General features: G+C 61.8%; 27 protein-coding genes and 1 other RNA gene. 13 read left to right on the top strand and 15 right to left on the bottom strand.

Annotated features, from left to right (window positions below; all coding sequences use genetic code 11):
* Window positions 1-28 precede the first annotated feature (28 nt).
* Complete coding sequence (locus NKI39_RS07865) at window positions 29-2,056, top strand: DUF3857 domain-containing protein (protein WP_352831315.1); 2,028 nt, start codon at window positions 29-31, stop codon at window positions 2,054-2,056.
* Window positions 2,057-2,173: 117 nt separating this feature from the next.
* Here the strand turns inward: NKI39_RS07865 and NKI39_RS07860 are convergent, their stop codons facing one another.
* Window positions 2,174-3,976 (bottom strand): ABC transporter transmembrane domain-containing protein, encoded by a 1,803-nt coding sequence (locus tag NKI39_RS07860; RefSeq protein WP_352831313.1) that lies wholly within the window; start codon window positions 3,974-3,976, stop codon window positions 2,174-2,176.
* Window positions 3,977-4,180: 204 nt separating this feature from the next.
* On the opposite strand from NKI39_RS07860, the gene rpmE reads away from it, so the two are divergent.
* A complete protein-coding gene (gene rpmE / locus NKI39_RS07855) occupies window positions 4,181-4,402 on the top strand; it encodes a 50S ribosomal protein L31 (RefSeq protein ID WP_006327661.1) in 222 nt (73 codons plus the stop codon).
* A gap of 69 nt (window positions 4,403-4,471) precedes the next feature.
* On the opposite strand, the gene NKI39_RS07850 is transcribed toward rpmE, so the two are convergent.
* Complete coding sequence (locus NKI39_RS07850) at window positions 4,472-5,113, bottom strand: TetR family transcriptional regulator (RefSeq protein ID WP_352831311.1); 642 nt, start codon at window positions 5,111-5,113, stop codon at window positions 4,472-4,474.
* A gap of 131 nt (window positions 5,114-5,244) precedes the next feature.
* On the opposite strand from NKI39_RS07850, the gene NKI39_RS07845 reads away from it, so the two are divergent.
* A complete protein-coding gene (locus NKI39_RS07845; protein WP_352831309.1) occupies window positions 5,245-5,724 on the top strand; it encodes an anthrone oxygenase family protein in 480 nt (159 codons plus the stop codon).
* A 27-nt stretch (window positions 5,725-5,751) separates the two neighbouring features.
* Here NKI39_RS07845 and NKI39_RS07840 read toward each other — a convergent pair whose 3' ends face one another.
* The 3 genes from NKI39_RS07840 to NKI39_RS07830 form a co-directional block, all read right to left on the bottom strand.
* Entirely contained in the window at window positions 5,752-6,063 is a 312-nt protein-coding gene (locus NKI39_RS07840; protein ID WP_352540319.1) for an Rdx family protein, read from the bottom strand.
* Window positions 6,060-6,809: a YebC/PmpR family DNA-binding transcriptional regulator gene (locus NKI39_RS07835; RefSeq protein WP_352540320.1), complete on the bottom strand. Its 750-nt coding sequence runs from the start codon at window positions 6,807-6,809 to the stop codon at window positions 6,060-6,062. Before NKI39_RS07835 ends, NKI39_RS07840 begins: the two co-directional genes overlap by 4 nt.
* 238 nt (window positions 6,810-7,047) lie before the next feature.
* Complete coding sequence (locus NKI39_RS07830; RefSeq protein ID WP_352471223.1) at window positions 7,048-7,371, bottom strand: ArsR/SmtB family transcription factor; 324 nt, start codon at window positions 7,369-7,371, stop codon at window positions 7,048-7,050.
* 51 nt (window positions 7,372-7,422) lie between these two features.
* On the opposite strand from NKI39_RS07830, the gene NKI39_RS07825 reads away from it, so the two are divergent.
* From NKI39_RS07825 to NKI39_RS07815, 3 genes are read left to right on the top strand one after another with little or no spacing between them, the layout of a single operon-like run.
* Complete coding sequence (locus tag NKI39_RS07825; RefSeq protein WP_352574684.1) at window positions 7,423-7,905, top strand: SRPBCC domain-containing protein; 483 nt, start codon at window positions 7,423-7,425, stop codon at window positions 7,903-7,905.
* A gap of 17 nt (window positions 7,906-7,922) precedes the next feature.
* Window positions 7,923-8,285, top strand: coding sequence for a VOC family protein (locus NKI39_RS07820; RefSeq protein WP_352540322.1), 363 nt, complete (start codon window positions 7,923-7,925; stop codon window positions 8,283-8,285).
* 30 nt (window positions 8,286-8,315) lie between these two features.
* Window positions 8,316-8,783: an SRPBCC family protein gene (locus NKI39_RS07815; protein WP_352831307.1), complete on the top strand. Its 468-nt coding sequence runs from the start codon at window positions 8,316-8,318 to the stop codon at window positions 8,781-8,783.
* A 42-nt stretch (window positions 8,784-8,825) separates the two neighbouring features.
* Here the strand turns inward: NKI39_RS07815 and NKI39_RS07810 are convergent, their stop codons facing one another.
* The 6 genes from NKI39_RS07810 to ssrS all read right to left on the bottom strand — a co-directional run bounded on the left by NKI39_RS07810 (window position 8,826) and on the right by ssrS (window position 12,057).
* Window positions 8,826-9,113 (bottom strand): BrnA antitoxin family protein, encoded by a 288-nt coding sequence (locus NKI39_RS07810; protein WP_352450852.1) that lies wholly within the window; start codon window positions 9,111-9,113, stop codon window positions 8,826-8,828.
* A gap of 56 nt (window positions 9,114-9,169) precedes the next feature.
* Window positions 9,170-9,376 carry a BrnT family toxin gene (locus NKI39_RS07805; protein WP_352768394.1) on the bottom strand — a complete coding sequence of 69 codons (207 nt, stop codon included), beginning with the start codon at window positions 9,374-9,376 and terminating at the stop codon, window positions 9,170-9,172.
* Between the two features lie 53 nt (window positions 9,377-9,429).
* Window positions 9,430-10,197 (bottom strand): TerC family protein, encoded by a 768-nt coding sequence (locus NKI39_RS07800; RefSeq protein WP_352454918.1) that lies wholly within the window; start codon window positions 10,195-10,197, stop codon window positions 9,430-9,432.
* A 70-nt stretch (window positions 10,198-10,267) separates the two neighbouring features.
* Window positions 10,268-11,092 (bottom strand): TIGR00282 family metallophosphoesterase, encoded by an 825-nt coding sequence (locus NKI39_RS07795; RefSeq protein WP_352831305.1) that lies wholly within the window; start codon window positions 11,090-11,092, stop codon window positions 10,268-10,270.
* An 81-nt stretch (window positions 11,093-11,173) separates the two neighbouring features.
* A complete protein-coding gene (locus NKI39_RS07790) occupies window positions 11,174-11,761 on the bottom strand; it encodes a 5-formyltetrahydrofolate cyclo-ligase (RefSeq protein WP_352450855.1) in 588 nt (195 codons plus the stop codon).
* 140 nt (window positions 11,762-11,901) lie between these two features.
* Window positions 11,902-12,057, bottom strand: a non-coding RNA gene (ssrS, locus tag NKI39_RS07785) — 6S RNA.
* 176 nt (window positions 12,058-12,233) lie between these two features.
* Here ssrS and NKI39_RS07780 point away from each other — a divergent pair.
* The 7 genes from NKI39_RS07780 to msrB all read left to right on the top strand — a co-directional run bounded on the left by NKI39_RS07780 (window position 12,234) and on the right by msrB (window position 16,833).
* Window positions 12,234-13,073 (top strand): AAA family ATPase, encoded by an 840-nt coding sequence (locus NKI39_RS07780; protein ID WP_352540325.1) that lies wholly within the window; start codon window positions 12,234-12,236, stop codon window positions 13,071-13,073.
* 107 nt (window positions 13,074-13,180) lie between these two features.
* Window positions 13,181-13,627 carry a GNAT family N-acetyltransferase gene (locus tag NKI39_RS07775; RefSeq protein ID WP_352814863.1) on the top strand — a complete coding sequence of 149 codons (447 nt, stop codon included), beginning with the start codon at window positions 13,181-13,183 and terminating at the stop codon, window positions 13,625-13,627.
* 61 nt (window positions 13,628-13,688) lie between these two features.
* Window positions 13,689-13,883, top strand: a complete 195-nt coding sequence (locus NKI39_RS07770) for a type II toxin-antitoxin system HicA family toxin (protein ID WP_126104508.1) — start codon at window positions 13,689-13,691, stop codon at window positions 13,881-13,883.
* 9 nt (window positions 13,884-13,892) lie between these two features.
* Window positions 13,893-14,297 carry a type II toxin-antitoxin system HicB family antitoxin gene (locus NKI39_RS07765; protein ID WP_254816428.1) on the top strand — a complete coding sequence of 135 codons (405 nt, stop codon included), beginning with the start codon at window positions 13,893-13,895 and terminating at the stop codon, window positions 14,295-14,297.
* Between the two features lie 9 nt (window positions 14,298-14,306).
* Window positions 14,307-15,497 (top strand): vWA domain-containing protein, encoded by a 1,191-nt coding sequence (locus NKI39_RS07760; RefSeq protein WP_352831303.1) that lies wholly within the window; start codon window positions 14,307-14,309, stop codon window positions 15,495-15,497.
* Window positions 15,498-16,319, top strand: a complete 822-nt coding sequence (locus NKI39_RS07755) for an MBL fold metallo-hydrolase (RefSeq protein ID WP_352768406.1) — start codon at window positions 15,498-15,500, stop codon at window positions 16,317-16,319.
* A 109-nt stretch (window positions 16,320-16,428) separates the two neighbouring features.
* Window positions 16,429-16,833: a peptide-methionine (R)-S-oxide reductase MsrB gene (gene msrB / locus NKI39_RS07750; RefSeq protein WP_027152870.1), complete on the top strand. Its 405-nt coding sequence runs from the start codon at window positions 16,429-16,431 to the stop codon at window positions 16,831-16,833.
* Window positions 16,834-16,836: 3 nt separating this feature from the next.
* Here the strand turns inward: msrB and NKI39_RS07745 are convergent, their stop codons facing one another.
* The 4 genes from NKI39_RS07745 to pyc form a co-directional block, all read right to left on the bottom strand.
* Window positions 16,837-17,151 (bottom strand): hypothetical protein, encoded by a 315-nt coding sequence (locus NKI39_RS07745; RefSeq protein WP_023678043.1) that lies wholly within the window; start codon window positions 17,149-17,151, stop codon window positions 16,837-16,839.
* Window positions 17,152-17,220: 69 nt separating this feature from the next.
* On the bottom strand, window positions 17,221-17,661 hold the full coding sequence (locus NKI39_RS07740; RefSeq protein WP_352683328.1) for a hypothetical protein: 441 nt from the start codon (window positions 17,659-17,661) through the stop codon (window positions 17,221-17,223).
* Between the two features lie 61 nt (window positions 17,662-17,722).
* On the bottom strand, window positions 17,723-17,983 hold the full coding sequence (locus tag NKI39_RS07735) for a DUF2312 domain-containing protein (RefSeq protein WP_023719653.1): 261 nt from the start codon (window positions 17,981-17,983) through the stop codon (window positions 17,723-17,725).
* A 160-nt stretch (window positions 17,984-18,143) separates the two neighbouring features.
* Entirely contained in the window at window positions 18,144-21,602 is a 3,459-nt protein-coding gene (pyc, locus tag NKI39_RS07730) for a pyruvate carboxylase (protein ID WP_352831301.1), read from the bottom strand.
* Between the last annotated feature and the right edge of the window lie 113 nt (window positions 21,603-21,715).

Here is a 21,715-nt window from a genome sequence, read left to right as displayed (position 1 = left end):
CTTATTGATCGGCCTGAGTTCTCCGGCCATGGCCGACGACATGGTTCTCAAGGGTCCGGCAGAAAGCTGGGTAAAGCAGCTTGATATTCCGGCTGCCGATCCCACCAGATCGGATCAAATCAAGAATGGCGTTTCATGGCTGCTCTCGGACGACCAGATCAAGCATCGCGCCGGCGGCTATGTCGAGTACTCGCGCACCGTCTATAAAATCGTCGACCGTCCCGGCCTGGATCGTGGCGCGAGTATCGATCTGCAGTTCGATCCGTCCCGGCACAAGGTCACGCTCAACCATCTTCACATCATCCGCGATGGCGCCGTTTTGGACCGGCTGGAAGGTGTCGAATTCGACATCTTCCGCAGGGAAAGAGACGCCGAGAAGGGTGTCTTCGACGGCTGGCTGACAGCACATGTCAACATCGATGATGTGCGCACCGGCGACATCGTCGACTACGGGTCGACCTATGAGATAACGCCGCTGGTCGGCAAGGACCTTTTCTTCAAGAATTTCTCCACCGAATGGGAAGAGCCGGTAGCGCTTATCCGCACAAGCATCATTTGGCCTTCGGACCAGCCGCTCCAGATCAAGACACGGGGAACCCGACTCAAGCCCTCAATCTCCCCGACTGGACCGGACACCACCTATCTGTGGGAGATTCCAAACCCGAAACCGGTCAATGTCGAGGACAACCTGCCCGTGACCTATCCAGGCTGGGGCTCCATCGATGTCGCGTCTACCGCGAATTGGCAAAGTGTGGTCGATGCCGTTGCGCCCTATTACAAGCCAGCGACCGTTTTTCCCCCGGCTTTTGCCGCAAAGCTCGACGACATCGCTCTGCGGCATCCGGTGCCCGAAGACCGGATGGTCGAGGCAATGCGGCTGGTGCAGGACCAGATCCGCTATGTAAGCCTGTCGATGGGTGCCGGTTCCTACGTTCCGCGTGATCCCGCGACGGTCATCCTGAGCGGGTTCGGTGACTGCAAGGACAAGGCCCTGCTGCTGGTTTCGTCGCTTGTGCGGCTTGGCATTGCTGCCGAGGTCGCCTTGGCCGATCTCGACGAGGGACGGGCCCTGGACCAGCATCTGCCGGCGCTCCGCGATTTCGACCATGCCATCGTCAAGGCAAGGATCGGAGCAAAGACATATTGGCTGGACGCCACGAACTATCTTCAGGGCGGCAGGGCGCACAATCTCGCACAGCCCGACTACGGCTTCGCGCTGCCGCTTTCCAGCACCGGCGGGTTGGAGAAGATGCCGAGCCCTGTGCTTACCAGCCCATCGATCCAGATCGCCGAGGAATTCGACTTTCCGCGGAAACCGGGCGATCCCCTCGTGCTGACGGTCTTCTCGACATATGAGGACGCCGATGCCGATTGGATGCGCGGCAATTTCGCCAGCCGGTCGCTGAGCGAGGTGTCGGACGCCTACCTGAAATACTACAACAAGCAATATCCGGGCATCCAAACCATCGCCAAGCCGGAAATCGTGGATCGCCGCGACGGCAACATAGTGAGCGTGAAGGAAAGTTATCGCTTGCCGGCGGAGGCGCTGGCGGCCAACGATCTGGCAAAGAATTTCCCGATCCGCGCGGCCGATCTCGGCAACAACTCTCTTCCAACCCCGACAATTGTCGACCGAACCGGGCCCGTCTCCCTCGGCCCCCAGTTCTATCGCCGCCACAAGGTGACCGTGCGCAACCTCAAGGCGAGGTTTTCCGGCGAGTCGATGAAAAACGTCGTGACACCCTATCTGTCTCTCAAGGCATCCTGGTCCAACACGCCCACCGAATTTCAAGTTGAATGGAATTTTCAGACGCTGGCGACTGAAGTACCGGCCAAGGCGATTGCCGATTATCTGAAAACCGTCGATGACCTCGCAGACCAGGTTCGCTGGCAGTACGATTTTACCTATGAAGAGCCGCCTGCCGATGTGCAGCTCAGCGATCCGGCAAAGGAGCAGCGACAGACCGTCGCCAGCATGCTTTTGTTGTCGTTGCTTGTCGGCGTTCCCCTGTTCATCGCCTATCGACGTGGCAAACGCCGAGCTTTCGGTAGCTGAAGAATCTCGGCGGCCGCTGGGCACCATGACCCCGAAAAGTGGCTGCCGGTTTTCGGAAGAGATCATGGTCAAACAAGAAGATGGAGCCTCATCTCGATTTCATCGGGATGAGCGATGCTACTCTGCCGCGCCCCTGAAAGCATTCGCCCCGGTATCGAACTGCAGCTTGGCCAGCCGCGCATAGATGCCGCCCTTGGCGACCAGGCTCTGATGCGTGCCTTCCTCGACGATGCGGCCGCCATCCATGACCAGGATGCGATCGGCCTTCAGCACGGTTGCCAGCCGATGGGCGATGACGATCGTGGTGCGGCCCTGCATCAGCCGGTCCAGCGCCGTCTGCACCAGCGTCTCGCTTTCGGCATCTAGCGCCGAGGTCGCCTCGTCGAGCAGCAGGATGGGCGCATCGCGCAAAATGGCGCGGGCGATCGCCACGCGCTGGCGCTGGCCGCCCGACAGCGTCACGCCGCGCTCGCCGACCTGGCTGTCATAGCCCTTTTCGAGTTTCAGGATGAACTCGTCGGCAAGCGCGTCCTTCGCCGCCGCCTCGATCTCGGCCTGGCTGGCGCCAGGCCGGCCAAAGCCGATATTGTCGCGCGCGCTTGCGGCAAAGATGGTGACGTCCTGCGGCACGATGGCGATGCGCGCGCGGATCGCCGCCGGATCGGCCTCGCGCAGATCGACCCCGTCGATGATGATCCCGCCGGACTCCGGATCGTAGAAGCGCAGAAGCAGCGAAAACACGGTGCTCTTGCCGGCGCCCGAGGGTCCGACGATCGCCACCGTCTCGCCGGGTTTGACCTGAAAGCTCAGGCCATGGACGGCGGCGCGGTCGGGCCGGGCCGGATAGGAGAAGGAGACATCGTCGAAGCTGATCGCACCTCTCGCCTTTGCCGGCAGCGGCTTCGGATCGGCGGGCGCCTGGATCGCGGGTTTCTCGGCCAGGATCTCGGTCAGCCGTTCGGCAGCGCCCGCTGCCTGGGACAGTTCGCCCCAGACCTCCGACAGGGCGCCGAGCGCGCCGGCGGCGAACACCGAATAGAGCAGGAATTGACCGAGCGTGCCCGGCGACAGCGTGCCGTCGAGCACGTCGCGCGAACCGAACCACAGCACCGCCACGACTGAGGAAAAGATCATGAAGATGGCAAAGAAGGTGAGAAAGGAGCGGGCAAAGATCGAGGCCCGCGCCGCTTCGAACGCTGCTTCCACGGCGGACGAAAAATATCTGGTTACAAGCTTCTCGTTGGTGAAGGCCTGCAGGGTGCGCACCGCGCCGATCTGCTCGCTGGCATAGGCGGTGGCATTGGCAAGCGTATCCTGCGCCAGCCGTGACTTGCGCCGCACCGAGCGGCCGAAGGCGACCAGCGGCAGCACGATTAGCGGAATGGCCGCGATGACCAGGCCGGACAGTTTTGGGCTGGTGAAGACCATCATCGCCACGGCGCCAAGGCCGAGGATGACGTTGCGCAAAGCCACCGAGGCGGTAGCACCGACGGCCGATTTGACCTGTGTCGTGTCGGCGGCGAGCCGCGAGACGATCTCGCCCGACTGGGCTGTATCGAAGAACGAGGGCGACAGCGTGGTGACGTGGGCAAAGACATCGCGGCGGATATCGGCAACGACGCGCTCGCCGAGCGTGATGACGAAATAGTAGCGGCTGGCCGATGCCGCCGCCAGCACGGCGGCCATCACCACCAGCATGGCGAAATATTCGGCAATGAAGCTGGAATCGGAAGCGGAAAAGCCGTGATCTATCATCCGCCGCACGGCCAGCGGCAGCGCCAGCGTCGTCGCCGCCGCGACGGCCAGTGAGACGATCGCGCCGATGACCATTTTGCGGTAATGGGTGATGTAGGGAAACAGGCGCTGCAGCGGCTTCAGCGAGCGCCTGCGCTCGTCTGCATCGCCGCTGATGTTCGCCATGACCGTTTCCTTTGGCCCTTTGAGGCTTGCGCCATCAATATGCGCTTGCCGCGGCCTTGTGATTCAATTCCGGCTGATGTATAGGCTCGCCGACCGTTTTAGAAGCCGTGGCTCCTCAATAGCTGCGGCTTCGAGTTTTAAAAAGGGGCGCATCGACGCAGGCTTCAGCCCGTCGGCAGCACCCGGCAAGCCAGGAACAGACCCATGAAGACCGATATCCATCCCGACTACCACACCATCAAGGTCGTCATGACCGACGGCACCGAATACATGACCCGTTCGACCTGGGGCAAGGAAGGCGATACGATGAACCTCGATATCGACCCCACCACCCATCCGGCCTGGACCGGCGGCCAGCAGACCCTGCTCGACCGCGGTGGCCGCCTGTCGAAGTTCAAGAAGCGTTTCGAAGGCTTCGGCCTCTAAGCCGCATTGGCATTTCGCAGATCGAGAAACCCGCCTTCGTGGCGGGTTTTTTGTTGGGAAAATACGGCCCTACCCCCCGAGCAACTCGCGCAGGGCCATCCGCTTGTAGGCAGCAACCAGCCGGTCGCCTTCTTGCCGCCCGACCGAGATCGCCAGCCGCATTGCGGCCTCGCCCATCTGCCAGATGAGAAACGCCGTCGTTTCGAGCGCTTCCGGATCGGCGGACGGCCGCAGCCGTTTCAGCACGGCCGTAAGGAATTCGGCGTTGGCCCGGCTGTCGGCGAGCTCGAGTTCGCGCAGCGCCTTGTCGGCCTGCGTGCCCGACCAGATGTCGCGCATCACCGGCTCCGCCAGGAACATTCCGTAGTAGATATCCACCAGTTCCGAAAATGCCCGGCGCAGGCCTTCGGCGTCATTGACCTCGGCTAGCGCTGCCGCAATGCAGGCCTGGCTTTCGGCGGTGTAGCGTTCGGCCAGCGCCCAGATGATCGCCCTCTTGTCGGGGAAGAACTGATAGAGCGAGCCGATCGACACACCGGCCCTCTCGGCCACCTCGCCCATGCGCATGGCGTCGCTGCCTTGCTCGGCGATCAGCGCCGAGGCGGCGGCCAACATCCGCTCGACCCGCTCGCGGCTGCGCTGCTGGCTCGGTGCCCGGCGCGGCGATGCGATCTGCTCGTTGCGGGAACCCGGTGCAGCGGTGCCTTCCATGACTGTCTCCAGAAAAATGGCTTGACTGAGAAAATACGAGGGTTTATCACGTTTTGCAAATGTGAGGATCATTCATATTTTTAGACGACACACCAATCGAACTGCTCGAATCTGAAGCCGGAGGAACTGACATGATCATGAAACTGCTTCCCACCCTCACCTTCGTCGCTGCCATTGGCTCAGGCGTTGTCGGCGGCGTTTTCTTCGCCTTCTCCAACTTTATCATGCCGGCGCTCGCCCGCTTGCCTGCCGGAGGCGGCATCGCCGCCATGAATTCGATCAACATCACCGTGATTACGCCGGCATTCATGACCGCGCTTTTCGCCACCGGGCTGGTCTGTCTTGTCCTTGCCGCCGGCGCTCTTATCGGCTGGAGCCAACCGGGTTCGTTCTGGCTCCTCGCCGGCGCCCTGATCTACCTCGTCGGCAACCCGATCGTGACGATGATGTTCAACGTGCCGCTCAACAACGCCCTGGCCGCGGTCGATCCGGCAAGCGCCAACGGCGCCGCGGTATGGGCCACCTATCTCAGGGACTGGGTGATGTGGAACCATGTCCGCACCATCACCGCCATCGTGGCGCTGGGCTGCTTCATCTTCGCATGGCGGTGAATGCAGGACGGAAGTCCTAAAAGGCCGTCAGGCAGGGTCTTTTGACTTATGGCCCTTGCGGTCGGCATGGCCCAGATCGCGATCCGGATCGATGACGTCGCGAACCAGTTGCTTGAGCTTTGCGGCGTCGGGAAAACCGCCGTCACGCTTGCGGTCCCAGACCAGCGTGTCATTGCAGGAAATGGTGAAGATGCCGCCGGTGCCGGGCACCAGCGTCACTTCGCCCAGATCGGTGCCGAAGGTGGACAGCAGCTCCTGCGCCATCCAGCCGGCCCTGAGCAGCCACTGGCACTGGATGCAATAGGTGATACGGACTGTGGGCAGCGCGTGTTGGATCATGCCGCGCTGAGCTTTGCCAAGGTCTCCTCGTCGACCTCGAAATTGGCGTAGACGCTCTGCACGTCGTCGTCGTCCTCGAGCGTCGCGACCAGCTTCATCAGTGATTGTGCCCGCTCCTCGTCGACCGCGATATTGGTCTGCGGCTTCCAGATCGGCTTCACCGATTCAGCCTCGCCAAGCGCGCCTTCCAGTGCCTTCGACACCTCGCCGAGATTCTCGAAGGCGCAGTAGATCGTGTGCCCGTCCTCGTCCGACTGGACGTCGTCGGCGCCGGCCTCGATCGCCGCGTCCATCACCTTCTCGGCGCTGCCGGCCGATGCCGGATAGTAGATCTCGCCGACGCGGTCCCACATGAACGATACCGAGCCGGTCTCGCCCATCGCCCCGCCCGCCTTGGTGAAGGCAGCGCGTACATTCGACGCCGAGCGGTTGCGGTTGTCGGTCAGCGCCTCGACGATCAGCGCGACGCCGCCTGGCCCGTAACCCTCGTAGCGCACGGCTTCGTAGGTCTCGGCATCGCCCATCGACGCCTTGTTGATGGCGCGCTGGATATTGTCCTTCGGCATCGACACCGCCTTGGCGTTCTGCACCGCAAGGCGCAGGCGCGGGTTCATCGATGGATCGGGCGTGCCGCTCTTGGCGGCGACGGTGATTTCGCGCGCCAGCTTGGAAAACATTTTCGACCGCACCGCATCCTGGCGGCCCTTGCGGTGCATGATGTTCTTGAACTGTGAATGGCCAGCCATGGCACCCCTGTCATCTTCTCGGCTAGAGCATCTGCCGCCTGGTGAACCACCCGGCATCTTGCAAAAATGCTCGAATTCAAAATTTCAGAACGTCCTGCTGCGTCCCTGACGGACGGACGGCGCTCGCTGTCGGAATGGCCGGCTTATAGATAAATCGGCTCAATTCGTCCAGCCGCGCCATTGCTGCCGGCACGCAAGGCTTTCAAGATCCGAAAATCGGCAGGCTTCGGCAAACCTTTCATCCCTCAAGATCGGATTTCAGCCGGTCGAGGATGCCGATCGCGTGCGTGGCATATTGACTGATCCAGCGGTCGTGGATGTGCTTGATCGGCAGCGCGTTGAGATGGTTCCAGCGTTCGCGCCCCTCGCGCCGCGCCACGACCAGGTCGGCCTCCTCCAGCACCTTCAGGTGCAGCATGACCGTGCAACGGTCCATGTCGGGGAAGGCATCGCACAACATGCCGGTGGTCTGCGGCGCATCCTTCAGCCGGTCGAGCAACGCACGCCGGCGCGGATGCGCCAGCGCCTTGAAAACATTGTCGTCCCGCGATTGGCTTGACATGTTATATTTCTATAACATATCTTTGTGCCATTCAAGGAAGGAGCTGTGGATATGTCTCTTGGATTCAGGGTTTCTGGCCGCATCGGCAAACCCGTCGCCGAAGTCTTCGATGCGGTCGTCAATCCGAAGAAACTTAGCGGCTACTTCACCACGATCGGCGGCGCCAGCGCACTGCTGGTGGCGGGCGCCACCGTCATCTGGTGGGGCAAGGTTCCCGTCGAGGTCGACGAGGTGAAGAAAGACAGCCGCATCGTGCTGCGCTGGGATGCCACCGACGCCGACGGCAAGCCAGCCTACAAGACCCGCATCGAGATGAATTTCGAGCCGCTCGACGATGGCGGCACCTTCGTCACCATCGCCGAAACCGGCTGGCACGAGAACGCGGTCGGCCTGAAGAAATCCTACCTCAATTGCGAGGGCTGGTCGCAGATGCTGGCCTGCATGAAGGCCTATGTCGAATACGGCATCAATCTGCGCGACGGCTATTACCGCAGCGAGATGAAGGGCGAGCCGGCCAACGAGAACAACATCTGAGAGCAAATGGAGTAAGAATGACCGCGAAGATCACCGGCGGCATCAACATCGCGATGAAGGTCCCGCCACATCAATACCAGGCAACGATCGCCTTCTATCGCGACGTCATCGGCCTGAAGCCATTCACGGCCAAATCGCCGGCCATCGGGTTCGAACTCGGTCCCAATCGACTGTGGATCGACGAGGCGCCGATGATGAGCCAGGCCGAGATCTGGCTGGAACTGTTCACCGATGATTTTCCAGGCGCGGCGGAGCATCTCGCCGAGGCCGGCGTCGTGCGCTGCGATGCCATCGAGGCACTGGGTGAAGGCTTTCGCGGCGGCTGGATCACCAATCCGGCCAACATCATTCACCTCGTACGCGAACCCGATGCCTGGTGAACAGGGCGGCGCCGTGGAAAGGAGGACGCTATGAAAATCCGTGAAACACCGACCGCCGAAGCCGGCATGCTGATAAGGCGGCCGGTCGCCGACGTATTCGAAGCCTTCGTCGATCCGGCGATCACGACGAAGTTCTGGTTCACCCATGGCAGCAACAGGCTGGACAGCGGCAACAAAGTTCGCTGGGAATGGCGCATGTATGGCGTCTCGACGACGATCAATGTCAGTGAGATCGTCGATAACAAGAAGATCGTCATGCAATGGAGCGATCCGCCGACTACGGTGGTCTGGACTTTCGAGGAGATGCCGGGCAACACGACCTTTGTCGAGGTCCGCAATTTCGGCTTTGCCGGCAGCCCTGACGAGCAGGTCAAGCAGGCGATCGGCTCGACCGGCGGTTTTGCGCTGGTGCTCGCCGGCGCCAAGGCGTGGCTGGAGCAAGGCGTGATGCTCGGCCTGATCGGCGACCGCCACCCGAAGGACGTTCCAGCAAATTAAGTAACGGCGAGCCAAGATCGGCTGGCAACAGACCGCGAATGCTCAGGAACGCCGCTTTTCCTGCTCTAGCACATGACGGCGGAGCACGCGGTTGATCTCCGTTTGATAGCCACCGCCTTCGACATGCTCCTTGAACCAGGACAGCACATCAGCGTCAAGCCGAATGGTCACCGGCTGCTTTAGTGGCCGGTAGAGGTGCCCTCGGCGAGCATGAACCCAATTCTCGGCCGAAGTTTCCGGAATGTCGGACGTGTCAATTTCGCTGTCAGGCAAATCTGCCAAATTGGCGAGCTGGTTGCGCTGATCTTGGCTAAGTTCCTTCCTGCTCATAGCGCCTCCATTCATGCGGCGTTGCTTTCCGGACACCGACAATCCGAATTCGTTCCTCATCTTCGAGATCGGGATAAGTGTGAACAACGAGCAGTACCACCAGCCCTCATCCCGATCGCATGCCACCTTTGCTCGCCATCTTCAAACCGGTCAGGCACAATCAGATGAAGCGGATCCTTGAAGACATCTTTGGCGAGATCGAACGCAACACCATGCTTCGCACGGTTGCGCTTGGCCTTCTCGGGATCCCATCCAAATCGCAATATGGCGGCACCGTTATTTACAAAATTGTACGCACAATTCTGTAAGAGTCAAGTCAATGCCCGCCCCCGCCCTTTGCCTTCTTCCGCCGCCGAGCCAGCATGTTGAGCCCTTCGACCAAGGCCGAAAAACCCATGGCGGCGTAGATGTAGCCTTTCGGCACGTGGTAACCCATGCCGTCGGCGATCAGCGTCATGCCGATCATCAGCAGGAAGCCGAGGGCCAGCATGACGATGCTGGGGTTCCTGGCGATGAAATCGGCCAGCGGCCCGGCCGCCAGCATCATCACGCTCACCGCCACGATCACCGCGATGTACATGATCGCGATTTCGTCGGTCATGCCGACGGCGGTGATGATCGAGTCGATCGAGAAGACGAGGTCGAGCAGCAATATCTGGAAAATCGCGCCGGCCAGCGAAAGCTGCAGCGTCTCGCCCATCATGGTGTCCTGGTGATCATCGAGATCAACCGTGTGGTGGATCTCCTTGGTCGCCTTCCAGACGAGAAACAGGCCGCCGGCGATCAGGATCAGGTCGCGCCATGAAAAGCCGTGGCCGAAGGCGGTGAATATCGGCGTCGTCAGTTGGACGATGATCGAGATGGTGGCCAGCAGGATCAGCCGCATCACCAGCGCGGCGGATATGCCGAGCCGCCGGGCGCGGGCCCGCTGCGCTACCGGCAATTTGTTGGTCAGGATCGAGATGAAGATCAGATTGTCGATGCCGAGCACGACCTCCAGCACGACCAGCGTCAGCAGCGCGACCCATGCCGTCGGGTCGGAGACAAAGGCGAAATGCGGCGCCAGGAATTCGACTAGCTGCATGGAGGTCGTCCCCTCTACGATCTAGAGCAGTTTCGCCGGCAATTGGGTACTGCAAGCGTCCATATCAATGTCACGACCAGAAGGATGGCGCCGTTTCCTCCAGCCGCGGGCCGCGGCGAAACGGCGCGATCCGTTCGGTCAGGCCGCTACGGTCGGAAATGTCGACGCCGACGCCGCACAATGTCGCCGGTCCGGTCGACGCCTCGAAGCGGCCTTTCGGCACCTTGGACAGGAACCGGTTGAGCGGCTCCTCCTTGTCCATGCCGAGCGAGGAATCGTAATCGCCGCACATGCCGGCATCGGAAATATAACCGGTGCCGCCATTGAGGATCTGGTGATCGCCGGTCGGCTGATGCGTGTGGGTGCCGACAACAAGGCTGGCACGGCCGTCGACAAAGTGGGCGAAACACATTTTTTCCGAGGTCGCCTCGGCATGGAAATCGATGACGATCGCATCGGCCTGCTCACCAAGCGGACAAGCGGCAAGTTCGCGCTCGCCGGCCTGGAACGGATCGTCGAGCTCGGGATGCATGAACACCCGGCCCATGATGTTGGCGACCAGCACGCGCGCGCCGTTCCTGGCGACGTAGACGCCTGAGCCGCGCCCCGGCGTACCCTTGGGGAAATTGGACGGACGCAGGAAGCGCTCTTCGCGCGGCGCGAAAATCAGCGCATCGCGCTGGTCCCAGACATGGTTGCCGGTGGTGACGACATCGGCGCCGGCCGAGATCGTCTCGCGAAAAATTTCCTCGGTGATGCCGAAGCCGCCGGCGGCGTTCTCGCCATTGACGATGACGAAGTCGAGTTTGAAATCCGAGATCAGGCCGGGCAGTTGTTCCCACACCGCCGTACGTCCTGTCTTGCCGACCATGTCGCCGAGGAAGAGAAGTCTCATATAAGCGTGATCCCGAACCGAAGGTCAGCGAAGCAAAAAGCTGCATGACTTTCGGAAAAGACCATGCGTCCAGGAACTTATCTACAATTTCGGCGCGAACCGGCGCAACCCGCTCTCGGTGAGTATTTCCGGAATGATCACGTCATGCGGCTCGTCCGGCACCAAGGCCACCTCCTGGCAGTCGAAGGCAATGCCGATCAGCCGCGGCTGCTGCCCCTTGTCGGCCAGCCGCGCGATCGCCCGGTCATAATAGCCGGCGCCGTAACCGATGCGGTGGCCGCGCGCATCGAAGGCGGCAAGCGGCACCAGCATCATTTGGGGATCGAGCACCTCGGCTTCCTCATGCGGCCCGACGGTGCCGAAGCCCATGTCGATCATCGGCGCGCCGCGCACCAGTTCGCGAAAAACGATGGTGGTCTTGTTGAGGATGGCCGGCAGGCAGAGCCTTGCCCCCTTTTCGCGCAAGGCAAACATCAGCGGCCGGACGTCGACTTCCGAGCGCATCGGCCAGAAGCCTGAGACGATCTGGGCCGGCTCGACCGTGATCCGGTCGCGCGCCGTCTCGGCCATTTCGAGTGCTGCCTCCACCCGCCAGAAAGGATCGAGCGCGTCGCGGCGCCCGAGGGCTTGGTTGCGGAGAGTTTTTTTCAGGTCTTTTGGGGATGTCATGCGCCGACGTTAGAAAAGGTCAGATTTGGATGGAGTTTTACGAGCGACGTTTTGGAGGAGCGGGGCGAGCTTTCGTTCGTGAGAGCACCGCACAAAGCGGCGCGACGACAAGATCCGCCAGACATTGCCTTTTCGACAGGTGACGATCCACACAACCGGTGGAGAGAGCGATCCCGGGAACCTACAAAGTAGGTGGGCGCCGTATGAGAAAACCCACGGGTCTTCCCAGGGACAGCTCCCTAGGGATCATTAAGGCCCCGGGGAAAATGTTCTCCTGCCGGGAAGCGCAGACCGTCTCCGCCAATATAGGCAGACGGCAGACCAAGCGCCAGAGAGACGACATGTTTCGAGTCTTAAATCGACGCAGAACCGCTCGACGAGGGTCGCGCCGGCAAGATCCCCGCTTTGCCAGCAGCGCCTTGCACAGCGAAGGCCGCCTCCTTAGGGTCGCGCGATGAACCCGGGAGCAAAAATGCGTTTTGAAGGCACGGCAGCCTATGTCGCCGACAAGGATCTGATGGTGGCGGTCAACGCGGCGATCGCGCTCGAGCGGCCGTTGCTGGTCAAGGGCGAGCCCGGTACCGGCAAGACCGAACTTGCCCGCCAGGTGGCGGCGGCGCTCGGCATCGATCTGATCGAATGGCATGTCAAATCGACCACGCGGGCGCAGCAGGGCCTCTATGAATATGATGCCGTCTCGCGGCTGCGCGACAGCCAGCTCGGCGACGAGCGCTTCAACGACATCCGCAATTACATCAAGCGCGGCAAGCTGTGGGACGCCTTTGCTGCCGGCAAGAAAGTCGTGCTTCTGATCGACGAGATCGACAAGGCCGATATCGAGTTCCCCAACGATCTGTTGCAGGAACTGGATCGGATGGAGTTCTTCGTCTACGAGACCGGCGAGACCATCCGTGCCACAGTCCGGCCGATCGTCATCATCACCTCCAACAACGAAAAAGAGCTGCCGGACGCCTTCCTGCGCCGCTGCTTCTTCCACTACATCCGCTTTCCCGACGTCGAGACGCTGCACAAAATCGTCGACGTGCACTATCCCGGCATCAAGCAGAACCTGGTGCGCGCCGCACTCACGCAATTCTATGAAATCCGTGACGTGCCGGGCCTCAAGAAGAAGCCGTCGACCTCCGAGGCACTCGACTGGATCCGCCTGCTGGTCGCCGACGAGATCGCGCCCGAGGACCTGCGCGCCGACCCGAAGAACGTGCTGCCCAAGCTGCATGGCGCGTTGCTGAAGAACGAACAGGACGTGCATCTGTTCGAGCGCCTGGCCTTTATGGCGAGACGGCAGGGGTGAGGGGCGGTCGGCCGGAAGCCGCCGGACAGCGCTTTCCCTTCGCTGGACCGTTGCAGCCAGCGAGGCGTGAAGGCAGCTTCGGGTTGCCGACTTCAGAGGGAAATGAAATGACCGAGATCACCGTCCGCCCGCTTGTGCAATCCGACCACGCCGATTGGCGGCGTCTTTGGACCGCCTATCTCACCTTCTACGAAACCAAGCTGCCGGAAGAGGTTTACGCCGTCACCTGGAAGCGGCTGTTCACGGCGGGCGAGTTCGAGCCGAAAGGCTTCATCGCCACCCTCGACGGCAAGGCCGTCGGCCTGACGCACTATCTCTACCATCGCTCCTGCTGGTCGCAGATAAACAACTGTTACCTGCAGGACCTGTTCGCCGACCCCGATGTACGCGGCAAGGGCGTCGGCGCCGCCCTGATCGAAGCGGTCAAGCAGGAAGCCGGCAAGATCGGCGTCAAGAACGTCTACTGGATGACCCACGAAACCAACACCACCGCGCGCAAGCTCTACGACCACGTGGCGCGCAGGACCGGCTTCATCGAATACGATCTGCTATGATGAGGCCAACGATTGAAATAATCACCTGTGCGCAATATATTGCACATGATCAGGGGCGACAGTGCCGCTGATCGAGACCAACACGCGCAAGATTGTCACGAGGCTTTTACGTGACGGCTGGGTGAACGTAGGCGGCGGCAAACACGAGAAGTACGAGCATCCGGAAAGGCCGGAGATCATGATTATCGTGCCGCGGCATCGCGAACAATCTCTGGGTGTTGCGCGGTCGATCGCCCGGCTTGCTGGATGGATTTAAGGACGAATCATGACGCACTATGTCGGAATTCTTGACGGCGCAGATGAAGTCTGGGGAGTGCGGGTGCCTGATCTTCCCGGATGTCACGGCGGTGGCGCAAGTCCCGAAGAGGCGATAGCCGATGCGACTTCTGCCGTTCGCGAATGGGCAGAGACACGAATGGCGAAGAACTTGCCCTTGCCCGCGGCGCGCACTGTGGCAGATCTGCTCCGACTGGGCGAAGTCGATAGCGCTGCCGGTGAATCCGCCGTGATGATCCCTGTGCTGATCGATTCCGGACGGCCTGTCCGGGCCAATCTGTCGCTCGACGCAGGTCTTTTGGCGGCAATCGACGAAGAAGCGGGTCGGCGTGGTCTGACGCGTTCCGCCTTTATCGCCAGCGCCGCACGGGAGAAGATCGAGGGACACAGATAAAGTCGGACCATGTTCATCCCCTTCTTCCTCGAACTGAAGGCAGCGCGGGTTCCGGTCTCGCTCCGCGAATATCTGTCGCTGCTGGAGGGGCTGGAGGCCGGGCTGGTCGACTATGATGTCGAGGGCTTTTACTATCTCGCCCGCGCCGCTCTGGTGAAGGACGAGCGCCACATCGACCGCTTCGACCAGGTCTTTTCGCACATCTTCAAAGGTGTCGAGGCGCAAGCTGGCGAAAACGCGGTCGATGTCGCAAACATCCCGGAGGAATGGCTGCGGAGGCTCGCCGAAAAGCACCTGACCGACGAGGAGAGGAAGCTGATCGAGGCGCTGGGCGGCTTCGGAAAGCTGATGGAGACGCTGAAGAAGCGGTTGGAGGAGCAAAACGGCCGGCATCAGGGCGGTTCGAAATGGATCGGCACCGGCGGCACCTCGCCCTTCGGCGCCTATGGCTACAATCCCGAAGGCGTGCGCATCGGCCAGCACGAAAGCCGCAACCGCCGCGCGGTAAAAGTCTGGGACAAACGCGAGTTCAGGAATTTCGATGACGCCGTCGAACTCGGCACCCGCAACATCAAGGTCGCGCTGAAGCGCTTGCGCCGCTGGGTGCGCGAAGGCGCCGAACAGGAATTCGACCTGCCCGGCACCATCCACGCCACCGCCGAGCACGGTTATCTTGACGTTAAGACACAACCCGAACGTCGCAATGCCGTGAAGCTGCTGATGTTCTTCGATGTCGGCGGCTCGATGGACGACCATGTCAGGAGTGTCGAGGAGCTGTTTTCGGCCGCCCGCGCCGAGTTCCGCCAGCTCGAATATTTCTATTTCCACAACTGCCTCTACGAGGGCGTGTGGAAGGACAATCGCCGCCGCCATGCCGAGGTGATTCCGACCTTCGATCTCCTCCATAAATATGGCCCCGACTACAAGGTGATCGTCGTCGGCGACGCCTCGATGAGCCCCTATGAGATCGCTCAACCCGGCGGCTCGGTCGAGCATTGGAACAAGGAGGCCGGCGCCGTCTGGCTCGGCAGGCTGCTGCAGCAATGGCCGAACGCCATTTGGCTCAATCCGGAAGACGCGAAGAACTGGGGTTTTACCCATTCGATTGCCATGATCCGCGATATTTTTGGCGGCCGCATGTTTCCGCTGACGCTCGCCGGCCTCGAAGCCGCGACGAAGCAACTTTCAAGGAAGCACTGAATGGATCCACGCAAAACAGGACGGTCGACCTGTTTCCTTTGCCTGCAATGCGGTGTCCAGTTCGCGGCGACAGCGACGCCGCCGCGACATTGCCCGATCTGCGAGGACGAGCGGCAATATGTGCGCTGGGAAGGTCAGGCCTGGACCACGCCGGAAGAGCTCGCCGCCGGCCATCGGGTCGTGATCAAGGATGATGCCGGCGTGCTCGCCTTCGGCATCGAGCCACGCTTCGCTATCGGCCAGCGCGCATTGCTGGCGCAAACGCCGCACGGCAATGTGCTGTGGGACTGCATCTCGATGGTCAGCGACGAGGCGGTGGCCGAGATCAACCGCCGGGGCGGCCTGACCGCCATCGCCATTTCGCACTGCCATTATTATTCGGCAATGGTCGAATGGAGCGGGGCGTTTGGCGGCGTGCCGATTTATCTGCACGCCGATGATCGTCAGTGGATCATGCGGCCGCATCCGGCAATCATCAGTTGGGAAGGCGAGATGCGCGCCATAAACCCGTCGCTGACGCTCATCCGCTGCGGCGGCCACTTTGCCGGTGGCCAGGTACTGCACTGGAAGCGCGACCGCGGCAATGCCATCCTGGCCGGCGACATCCTGCAGGTGACGCCGACCCGCCGTCATGTCAGCTTCATGTACAGCTATCCGAACTATATCCCGCTCAACGCGACGAAAGTGCTCGGCATCAAGGCCGCGCTGGAGCCTTTCGCGTTCGACCATATCTACGGCGCATGGTGGAACCAGAACGTCATCGGAGATGCAAAGGCAGCATTTTCAGCATCGGTTGCGCGCTATCTCGCGGCCATCGCCTGAGGGATTCTTCGCAGCAGGACAGGAAATACGAGCAAACGCCGTAACAAATGCCTATTTCAGGCGAAGTTGCGAAGGCAACCCAAATAGCGACATAAGCTAAGAGGAAAAAATGGACAGCCACACCTACCCCGTTACCCGCACCGATGCCGAATGGCGCGCCCGGCTGACGCCTGAGCAATATGCGGTGATGCGCAACCACGGCACCGAGCGGCCGGGAAGCTGCGCCCTGCTGCACGAGAAGCGCGCCGGCACCTTCTCCTGCGTCGGCTGCGACCAGCCCTTGTTTGAATCCAAGCTGAAATTCGAGAGCGGCACCGGCTGGCCGAGCTTCAACGACCCAGTGCCGGGTTCGGTCGAGACCACCGTCGACCGCAGCTACGGCATGGTCCGCACCGAATGCCATTGCGCCCGCTGCGGCAGCCATCTCGGCCATGTCTTCGAGGACGGCCCGCCACCGACCGGTCTGCGCTATTGCATCAACGGCGTGGCGCTCAAATTCGAGCCGGCCGCCTGATCGTCAGGCCACAACCACCAGGATCAGCCACAACGTGGCGCCAAGAGTCATCAGCGAGGCCATGACGCCACTCGATTTTCCGGCAGTTCGCCAAACGGCAAAGGTCAGGAAGATATTGTAGGGAACCGGCGCGAAATGCACCGCCAGGACGAGCGCAAGCGGCAGCTTCAATCCTAGCAGAATGAGCGCCGCCACCGACGACGCGACGTTGATCGCTGTGCCGACAACGACCAGGTCGCGCCAGAACAGCCGATCGAGCGGCACGCCGCCGAACCAGCGTGAGCGGAAGAAAGCGGCAACGCGCGACATGATCGTCATCGATCGACCGGCTCCCTGGCTGCTCACCAGAGCAACCCTTCCACAAGGATTGCGTCTGGAAACCCTGCTTTATTCCTGACCCAGAACGTCGGCAATCGCGCGCTCGAAACGTGAGGCTTCCGTCACCAGCCAGTCGGTCATCGCCGGCCAATTGTCCTCGGCAAAACAATTCACCCGCCACATCGAATTGATGCCGAGGCCGTCGCAACTTTGTTCTGGCCTGAGCTTCAGCCTGTCTTCGATGGCCGGCTGGAACGGCTTCAACCGCGACCAGGCTTGCGTGGCACCGAACTTCTCGTTGCGGCCGAAGAAGACGCCGACATGATTGTGCGCAGGCGCGACATACATGGAAAGGACCAATGCGAAATCGGGCAGCCCACGCTGCCAGAACCACGGTCCGCGCCTCGCCAACAGAGCCCTTTCATCCGGATGCCGTTCCGCGAACAGCGTCCAGAAGCTGCGTTGGCGGAATTCAGAGGCGCGGCGGGCGCCAAAATCGAATTCGCTCATGGCTGGAATCCATGGTCAGAACCGCTTCTCCCGCGATCGTCTCCGGCGCCGAGGCCGGCCTTTACACCATGCCGAGCGCAGCCTTGTACAGATCGAGGATGGACTCCTCTTCCTGCCGCTCGGCCTGGTCCTTCTTGCGCAGCCGGATGATCGACCGCATCGCCTTGGTGTCGAATCCGGTGCCCTTGGCCTCGGCGAACACTTCCTTGATGTCGTCGGCAATCGTCTTCTTCTCTTCCTCGAGCCGCTCGATTCGTTCGATGAAGGCGCGCAGCTGGCCGGCGGCAACAGTCTGGCTGGTCTCGGTGATGTCGTCGGCCATATTCTTCTCTCCGCGTCGTTTCTCGCCGCGACTCGGGGTGACCCGAGCGGCGAATTGCAGCGGTTCGATGCCCGACCGGGCGCGGCGGGTCAAGGTACTATCGATGCGGCATGAAGGGCTGCTGCCAGGCGCCGACAAGTCTCTCTGATGCCGGCCTGTTTCACCCGAACGCGATCAGCAGATCCTTGGCATCGATCTGGTCGCCGGCCTTGACCAGCACCTCGGCTATGGTGCCGTCGCGTTCGGCATGCAACGCCGTTTCCATCTTCATCGCTTCGATCGACAGCAGCACGTCGCCGGCCTTCACCGCCTGGCCGGCAGCGACCGCAAGCGCCGAGACGACGCCAGGCATCGGCGCGCCGACATGCGCCTCATTGCCCGGCTCCGCCTTGCGCCGTGCCTTGGCAGCGGACGCGCCATGGGCCCGGTCCGGCACCTTCACCCGGCGCGGCTGCCCGTTGAGCTCGAAGAACACGGTGACCATGCCCTTTTCGTCGACATCGCCGATGGCAAGGCAGCGCACCACCAGCGTCTTGCCTTTTTCGATGTCGACGAAAATCTCGTCTTCCGGCTTCATGCCGTAGAAATAGGTCGGCGTCGGCAGCACGCTGACCGGCCCGTAGGTCTCCTGCGCGGCGGCAAAATCGGAAAACACCTTCGGATACATCAGCCACGACGCGAATTCGAACCCGCTGAGCTTGCGCTCGAGCTTTTCCTCGACCTCCGCGCGACTGGCCTTGAGGTCCGCCGGTTTGAGCAGCGAACCCGGCCGCACCGTGATCGGCTTTTCGCCCTTCAGCACCTTCTTCTGCAATGGCTTTGGCCAGCCGCCCGGCGACTGGCCGAGATCGCCGCGCAACATCGACACCACCGAATCCGGGAAGGCGATGTCCCTCGCCGGATTCTCGACGTCGGCGACGGTCAGGTCCTGGCTCACCATCATCAGCGCCATGTCGCCGACGACCTTGGACGACGGCGTCACCTTGACGATGTCGCCGAACATCAGATTGACGTCGTGATAGGTCTGCGCCACTTCGTGCCAGCGTGTCTCCAGCCCGAGCGAGCGCGCCTGTTCCTTGAGGTTGGTGAACTGACCGCCCGGCATTTCGTGCAGATAGACCTCCGATGCCGGCCCCTTCAGGTCGCTTTCGAAGGCTGAATACTGGTTGCGCACCGCCTCCCAGTAGAACGAGATGTTCCTGATCCACTGCGGGTCGAGGCCCGGATCGCGCTCGGTGCCCTTCAGCGCCTCCACGATCGAACCCAGGCACGGCTGCGAGGTGTTGCCCGATAGCGAATCCATCGCCGCGTCGATGGCGTCGACGCCGCTCTCCACCGCCGCCAGCACGGTTGCCGCCGACAGGCCGGATGTGTCGTGGGTGTGGAAGTGGATCGGCAGGTCCGTCGCCTCGCGCAGTGCCTTGAACAGCGCGCGGGCAGCGCTCGGCTTTAGAAGCCCAGCCATGTCCTTGACGGCGATGATGTGGGCGCCTGCCGCCTGCAATTCCCTGGCCAGGCCGACATAGTATTTCAGATCGTATTTCGCCCGCGCCGGATCGAGTATGTCGCCGGTATAACAGATCGCCGCTTCGATCAGTCTGCCCTCGGCGCCGACCGCATCCATGGCCACGCGCATGTTCTCGACCCAGTTCAGGCAGTCGAAGACCCGGAACAGGTCGATGCCGCCGGCAGCGGCCTGGCGGACGAAATGCTGGACGACATTGTCGGGATAGTTGGTATAGCCGACGCCGTTGGCACCGCGCAGGAGCATCTGCAGCAGAAGGTTGGGTGCTGCCTCGCGCACCAGCGACAGCCGCTCCCATGGGTCTTCGGTGAGAAAGCGCATGGCGACGTCGAATGTGGCGCCGCCCCAGCATTCGAGCGACAAAAGCTGCGGCAGAGCACGCGCATAGGTGCCGGCAATTCCGGCAATGTCATAGGTGCGCACACGCGTCGCGAGCAAGGATTGATGCCCGTCGCGCATTGTCGTGTCGGTGACCAGCACCTCTTTTTGCTCGCGCATCCACGCGGCGAATTTCTCCGGCCCGAGCACGTCGAGCTTCTGCTTGCTGCCTTGAGGCACATTGCCGTTGAGATATGGCACTACCGGTGGCGCCGCATCGGCCTTTGGCTGCGGCCGGCCGCGCGTCTCGGGATGACCATTGACCGAAACGTCGGCAAGGTAGTTGAGCAGCTTGGTCGCGCGGTCCTGCCGCTTCACACTGGCGAACAGTTCCGGCGTCGTGTCGATGAACTTGGTGGTGTAGGAATTGTCGGCGAAGCTCGGGTGATTGATGATCGCCTCGAGGAACGTGAGGTTGGTCGCCACGCCGCGGATGCGGAATTCGCGCAGCGCCCGGTTCATGCGGGCGATGGTCTCGGCCGGCGTCGGCGCCCACGCCGTTACCTTTTCCAGCAGCGGATCGTAGAAGCGGGTGATGACCGCGCCCGAATAGGCGGTGCCGCCATCAAGGCGGATACCGAAGCCGGTGGCACCGCGATAGGCGGTGATGCGGCCATAGTCGGGGATGAAATTATGCTCGGGATCTTCCGTGGTGATGCGGCACTGCAGCGCGTGGCCGTTGAGCCTGATGTCCTTCTGCGCCGGAACGCCCGATTCCGCCGTGCCGATGGCAAAGCCGTCGAGGATATGGATCTGCGCCTTGACGATGTCGATGCCGGTCACCTGTTCGGTGACCGTGTGCTCGACCTGGATACGCGGATTGACCTCGATGAAGTAGAATTTTCCGGTATCGGCATCCTGCAGGAACTCGACCGTGCCGGCGCCGATATAGCTGGTTTCGCGCGCGATCCTCAGCGCGTAGCCGCAAAGCTCCTCGCGCTGTGACATTTCGAGGTAGGGCGCCGGCGCCCGCTCGACCACTTTCTGGTTGCGGCGCTGGATCGAACAATCGCGCTCGAACAGGTGCACGGCGTTGCCATGAGTGTCGCCCAGCACCTGCACCTCGACATGGCGTGCGCGCTCGATCAGCTTTTCGAGATAGACCTCGTCCTTGCCGAAAGCCGCCTTCGCCTCACGCTTGCCTTCCATGACCTCGCGCGCGAGATCTGCCTCGGAGCGGATGGCGCGCATGCCGCGGCCGCCGCCGCCCCAGGATGCCTTGAGCATCACCGGGTAGCCGATCGTCTTGGCGAGTTCCTTTACCGCCTCCATGTCGTCCGGCAAGGGATCGGTGGCGGGAATTACCGGCACGCCGACTTCGATCGCGAGGTTGCGAGCGGCGACCTTGTTGCCTAGCCTGCGCATCGTATCCGGCTTTGGCCCGATGAAGATGATGCCGGCCGTGGCGCAGGCCTCGGCGAATTCCGGGCTTTCCGACAGCAGGCCGTAGCCTGGATGGATGGCATCGGCGCCCGATAGCCTGGCGACGCGGATAACCTCCTCGATCGACAGATAGCTTTCTATCGGCCTCATGTCCCTGGCCAAATGCGGCCCGCGCCCGACCTGGTAGCTTTCGTCGGCCTTGAAGCGATGCAGGGAGTATTTGTCCTCCTCTGCCCAGATCGCCACGGTTTTGAGGCCGAGCTCATTGGCCGCGCGGAAGACGCGGATGGCTATTTCGGAGCGGTTGGCGACAAGGATCTTCGAGATTGCCAAGGACAGGGCTCCGGACGCGGGAAAGGGAACTGCTGGACATGATTAGCGCGAAAATGCTGCAGTGCAAACAAAAATGGAGACGTCGGCTAAACCGATTTAAATCCTTGCGGCTA

Origin of the sequence: Mesorhizobium sp. M0664 (assembly GCF_040320565.1) — a bacterium.
Classification (GTDB): domain Bacteria; phylum Pseudomonadota; class Alphaproteobacteria; order Rhizobiales; family Rhizobiaceae; genus Mesorhizobium.
This window is presented reverse-complemented; position numbering and strand designations above follow the sequence as displayed.

Coding starts and splice junctions, on each gene's coding strand:
- NKI39_RS07865 (WP_352831315.1), top strand. CDS start 29: ATGGCCGACGACATGGTTCTCAAGGGTCCGGCAGAAAGCTGGGTAAAG.
- NKI39_RS07860 (WP_352831313.1), bottom strand. CDS start 3,976: ATGGCGAACATCAGCGGCGATGCAGACGAGCGCAGGCGCTCGCTGAAG.
- rpmE (WP_006327661.1), top strand. CDS start 4,181: ATGAAGACCGATATCCATCCCGACTACCACACCATCAAGGTCGTCATG.
- NKI39_RS07850 (WP_352831311.1), bottom strand. CDS start 5,113: ATGGAAGGCACCGCTGCACCGGGTTCCCGCAACGAGCAGATCGCATCG.
- NKI39_RS07845 (WP_352831309.1), top strand. CDS start 5,245: ATGATCATGAAACTGCTTCCCACCCTCACCTTCGTCGCTGCCATTGGC.
- NKI39_RS07840 (WP_352540319.1), bottom strand. CDS start 6,063: ATGATCCAACACGCGCTGCCCACAGTCCGTATCACCTATTGCATCCAG.
- NKI39_RS07835 (WP_352540320.1), bottom strand. CDS start 6,809: ATGGCTGGCCATTCACAGTTCAAGAACATCATGCACCGCAAGGGCCGC.
- NKI39_RS07830 (WP_352471223.1), bottom strand. CDS start 7,371: ATGTCAAGCCAATCGCGGGACGACAATGTTTTCAAGGCGCTGGCGCAT.
- NKI39_RS07825 (WP_352574684.1), top strand. CDS start 7,423: ATGTCTCTTGGATTCAGGGTTTCTGGCCGCATCGGCAAACCCGTCGCC.
- NKI39_RS07820 (WP_352540322.1), top strand. CDS start 7,923: ATGACCGCGAAGATCACCGGCGGCATCAACATCGCGATGAAGGTCCCG.
- NKI39_RS07815 (WP_352831307.1), top strand. CDS start 8,316: ATGAAAATCCGTGAAACACCGACCGCCGAAGCCGGCATGCTGATAAGG.
- NKI39_RS07810 (WP_352450852.1), bottom strand. CDS start 9,113: ATGAGCAGGAAGGAACTTAGCCAAGATCAGCGCAACCAGCTCGCCAAT.
- NKI39_RS07800 (WP_352454918.1), bottom strand. CDS start 10,197: ATGCAGCTAGTCGAATTCCTGGCGCCGCATTTCGCCTTTGTCTCCGAC.
- NKI39_RS07795 (WP_352831305.1), bottom strand. CDS start 11,092: ATGAGACTTCTCTTCCTCGGCGACATGGTCGGCAAGACAGGACGTACG.
- NKI39_RS07790 (WP_352450855.1), bottom strand. CDS start 11,761: ATGACATCCCCAAAAGACCTGAAAAAAACTCTCCGCAACCAAGCCCTC.
- NKI39_RS07780 (WP_352540325.1), top strand. CDS start 12,234: ATGCGTTTTGAAGGCACGGCAGCCTATGTCGCCGACAAGGATCTGATG.
- NKI39_RS07775 (WP_352814863.1), top strand. CDS start 13,181: ATGACCGAGATCACCGTCCGCCCGCTTGTGCAATCCGACCACGCCGAT.
- NKI39_RS07765 (WP_254816428.1), top strand. CDS start 13,893: ATGACGCACTATGTCGGAATTCTTGACGGCGCAGATGAAGTCTGGGGA.
- NKI39_RS07760 (WP_352831303.1), top strand. CDS start 14,307: ATGTTCATCCCCTTCTTCCTCGAACTGAAGGCAGCGCGGGTTCCGGTC.
- NKI39_RS07755 (WP_352768406.1), top strand. CDS start 15,498: ATGGATCCACGCAAAACAGGACGGTCGACCTGTTTCCTTTGCCTGCAA.
- msrB (WP_027152870.1), top strand. CDS start 16,429: ATGGACAGCCACACCTACCCCGTTACCCGCACCGATGCCGAATGGCGC.
- NKI39_RS07745 (WP_023678043.1), bottom strand. CDS start 17,151: ATGACGATCATGTCGCGCGTTGCCGCTTTCTTCCGCTCACGCTGGTTC.
- NKI39_RS07740 (WP_352683328.1), bottom strand. CDS start 17,661: ATGAGCGAATTCGATTTTGGCGCCCGCCGCGCCTCTGAATTCCGCCAA.
- NKI39_RS07735 (WP_023719653.1), bottom strand. CDS start 17,983: ATGGCCGACGACATCACCGAGACCAGCCAGACTGTTGCCGCCGGCCAG.